General features: G+C 66.4%; 4 protein-coding genes. All 4 read left to right on the forward strand.

From position 1 onward, the window contains the following. On the forward strand, positions 1 to 1,391 hold a 1,391-nt coding region (gene gspE / locus BDW41_RS22820; protein ID WP_110301698.1), incomplete at its 5' end, for a type II secretion system ATPase GspE. A 225-nt stretch (positions 1,392 to 1,616) separates the two neighbouring features. Further along, the gene (gspF, locus tag BDW41_RS22825; RefSeq protein WP_074552333.1) at positions 1,617 to 2,834 is read left to right on the forward strand and encodes a type II secretion system inner membrane protein GspF; all 1,218 of its coding nucleotides are present in this window, start codon (positions 1,617 to 1,619) and stop codon (positions 2,832 to 2,834) included. Positions 2,835 to 2,861: 27 nt separating this feature from the next. Continuing rightward, positions 2,862 to 3,287 carry a type II secretion system major pseudopilin GspG gene (gene gspG, locus BDW41_RS22830; protein ID WP_110301699.1) on the forward strand — a complete coding sequence of 142 codons (426 nt, stop codon included), beginning with the start codon at positions 2,862 to 2,864 and terminating at the stop codon, positions 3,285 to 3,287. Between the two features lie 187 nt (positions 3,288 to 3,474). Beyond that, positions 3,475 to 3,915: GspH/FimT family pseudopilin (locus BDW41_RS22835; RefSeq protein ID WP_110301700.1), on the forward strand; the 441-nt coding region annotated here is incomplete at its 3' end.

A 3,915-nucleotide genomic window follows, 5' to 3' on the forward strand; every position in this document is an offset into this window, starting at 1 on the left:
TGGCGCTGGTGGTGTCGGACCCGGCCGATCCGTATCCCTTGCAGGCGATGCAGCTGGCGGCGGGGCGGCCGGTGGCGATGCGCATTGGCTTGCGTTCGGAGATCGATGATCTGATCGAGCGCTATTACGGCTCGGGCCGTTCGGCGATGGGCACCATCGTGGAGAACCTGGACGGCAGCGCGGCGGTGGAGGATGACGTGGAGCATTTGCGCGACCTCGCCTCCGAGGCGCCGGTGATCCGCCTGGTGAATCTGATCTTGCAGCGTGCGGTGGAGCAGCGCGCGTCGGACGTGCATATCGAGCCATTCGAGAACCGGTTGAAGGTGCGTTACCGCATCGATGGCGTGCTGCATGAGGTGGAGGCGCCGCCGTCCAGTTCCACGGCGGCGGTGATCTCGCGCGTGAAGATCATGGCCAAGCTCAACATCGCCGAGCGCCGCCTGCCGCAGGACGGGCGCATCCAACTGCGCGTGCAGGGCAAGGAGCTGGACTTGCGCGTGTCGACGGTGCCGACCAGTTTCGGCGAGTCGGTGGTGATGCGTATCCTGGATCGCGAGTCGGTGGTGTTCGATTTCGCCTCGCTGGGCTTTACCGACCACTTCCAGCAGCGCTTTGTCGATGTGCTGGAACGTCCGCACGGCATTCTGCTGGTCACCGGCCCCACCGGTTCGGGCAAGACCACCACGTTGTACACGGCGCTGTCGAAGATCAACACGCCGGACGTGAAGATCATCACGGTGGAAGATCCGGTGGAGTACCAGATCGAGGGCATCAACCAGATCCAGGTGAAGCCGCAGATCGGGCTGGATTTCGCCGGCGCGCTGCGCTCCATCGTGCGCCAGGATCCGGACGTGATCATGATCGGCGAAATGCGCGACCTGGAAACCTGCCGCATCGCCATCCAGTCGGCGTTGACGGGCCACCTCGTGCTGAGCACCTTGCACACCAACAGCGCGGCGGGCGGCATCACGCGCCTCTTGGACATGGGCGTGGAGGATTACCTGCTCGGCTCCACCGTCAACGGCATCCTCGCGCAGCGCCTGGTGCGCCGCCTCGATCCGGAAACGGCGATCCCGTACGAGGCGTTGCCGGAGGTGATCGAGGAGTTCGAGCTGCACAAGTACACCGACGAGCGGCCGATCCGCCTGTGGAAGCCGGGCAGCAGCGCGGCCAATCCTACGGGTTATCGCGGCCGCCGCGCGATCATGGAATTCCTGGTGATGAGCGACCCGCTGCGCCGCCTGGTGATGCAGCGCGCCGACGCCGGCGAGATCGAACGCGCCGCGCGCGCCGAAGGCATGCGCACCATGTACGAGGACGGCATCGCCAAGGCGGTGGCCGGCGTGACCACGCTGGAGGAGGTGTTGCGTGTTACGCAGGAAGGAGCGTAGGGAATCGGGAATAGGGAATAGGGAATGGGCAAAGCGTGCCCCGCACGCTGGCGGGCGCCTGCTCGTCCTATTCCCTATTCTCCATTCCCTATTCCCGGCCAATGCGAATCGGGAATCGGGAATCGGGAATAGGAAGAGCGGGCGCCTGCACGCTGGCGAGGTTGCGCTCTGCCTATTCCCTATTCTCCATTCCCTATTCCCGGCCAACGCGGAGCGTTGGCAGCCATGACCCAATTCCGCTACCGCGCCGTGAGCGCCACCGGCGACGTCCTGCAAGGCCAGATGGAAGCGGCCAGCGTCGAGGAGGTGGTCAGCCGCCTGCAGGACCAGGGCCACACGCCGCTGGACGCGCGCGCCGCCGACAGCGAAGCCGGCGGCAGTGGACTCGCCGGCTGGTTCAAGCGCGGGCCCTTCACCGGCGATCAGCTGGCGCAGTTCACCCACCAGCTGGCGACCTTGCTGGGCGCGGGGCAGCCGCTGGACCGCGCGCTGGGCATCCTGATGGACCTGCCCGAAGGCGCCAGCGCCAAGCAGCTGATCGAGCGCGTGCGCGATCGCGTGCGCGGCGGCACGCCGCTGTCGCAGGCGCTGGACGACGAACACAGCGTGTTTCCCAAGCTCTACATCAGCCTGGTGCGCGCGGGCGAGGCCGGCGGCTCATTGGAAGACACGCTGCGCCGCCTGGCCGATTACCTGGAACGCTCGCAGCAGTTGCGCGGCAGCATCATCAACGCGCTGATCTATCCCGCCTTCCTGATGGTCGGCGTGCTCGGCTCGCTGTTGCTGCTGCTCGCCTACGTGGTGCCGCAGTTCGTGCCGATCTTCGAAGACATGCAGGTGCCCATCCCGCTGATCACGCAGATCGTGCTCGCCGTGGGCGGCACCCTGCAGGCGTGGTGGTGGGCCATCGCCTTGCTGATCGCGTTGGGCGTGTTCATCGCCCGCGCGCGGCTGCGTGACCCGGCTACGCAACTTCACTGGCACGCACGCCTGCTCACGATGCGCCTGGTTGGCCCGCTGCTGCTGAAAGTGCAGACCGCGCGCATCGCGCGCACGCTCGGCACCTTGCTCAAGAACGGCGTGCCGCTGCTCACCGCACTCGGCATCGCGCGCCAGGTCACCGCCAACAAGGCGCTGGACCAGGCGCTGGCGCAAGCGGCCGAACAGGTGAAGGAAGGCGCCGGCCTCTCCTTCGCGCTCGCCCAGGCCCAGCGCTTCCCGCGGCTCGCCCTGCAGATGGTGCAGGTAGGCGAGGAAGCGGGCCAACTCGACACCATGCTGCTCAAGGTGGCCGACACCTTCGAGCTGGAAAGCCGCCGCGCCATCGACCGCCTGCTCGCCGCGCTGGTGCCCGCGCTGACCATCGTGATGACCGTGCTGGTGGCGATCATCATGGCCGCGATCCTGCTGCCCATGCTCGACCTCACCAGCCACATCCAATAACGCTTTCGACCGACGATGAGGAACCCCATGCGACAAAGGACACTAGGCCGTCACGCGGCGGCACGCGGCTTCACCCTGCTGGAAATGCTGGCGGTGATCGTGCTGATCGGCATCATCGGCGCCGTGGTGGTCACCCAGGTCGGCAAGAACGTCGACAAGGGCAAATACGGCGCCGGCAAGGCGCAGCTCACCACGCTCAGCCAGAAGATCGAAAACTACGCCCTCGACAACGGCACCCCGCCGCAACAACTGCAAGACCTGATGGCCAAGCCCGCCAACGCGCGCAACTGGCAAGGCCCCTACGCGAAAGAGTCCGAACTGAAGGATCCGTGGGGCCATGAATTTGGCTACAAGTATCCGGGCGACCACGGCCCCTTCGACCTGATCTTCTACGGCCAGGACGGCAAACCCGGCGGCGACGGCTACAACGCCGACGTGGGTAATTGGCAGTGATGGAAAGGGAATGGAGATGAAAAGGGAATCGGGAATGGGGCATAGGGAATCGGGAGCGCGCCGAACGCACGGCGCTGCCGGTTCTCTACGTTCTATTCGCCATTCCCGTGAAACGGTGATGGACAAAGAACGGGCAGGGCGCCGAAAGCCCGGCTCTTCCTATTCCCGATTCCCCATTCCCTATTCCCTGCGCGCCGTGCGCGCAAGCGGCTTCACGCTGCTGGAAATGTTGGCGGTCATCCTGCTGATCGGCATCGCGGCCGCCGCCGTCGCCGTCTCCGTCACGCAAGGCCTGGCCAGCGCACGCGTCAGCGCCGCCAGCGGCGAACTCGCCGCCGCGCTGCGCGCCGTGCGCACCCAGGCCATCGTGCACGGCAACGAACACACGTTCGACGTCGACACCCGCGACAACACCTACCGCGCCGATAACGGCCCCGCCGTACGCCTGCCCAGCGGCATGCGCATCGGCATCACCAGCGCCAAGGAAGACCAGGTCAACAGCCACACCGGCCGCATCCGCTTCTTCCCCGACGGCAGCTCCACCGGCGGCCACATCACCCTGCAACGCGAACGCCGCCAATGGCGCGTCAACGTGTCCTGGCTCACCGGCGCGGTGAGCGTGGCGGAT

The sequence above is a fragment of the Dyella sp. AtDHG13 genome (genome assembly GCF_003201105.1).
GTDB lineage: Bacteria > Pseudomonadota > Gammaproteobacteria > Xanthomonadales > Rhodanobacteraceae > Dyella > Dyella jiangningensis_B.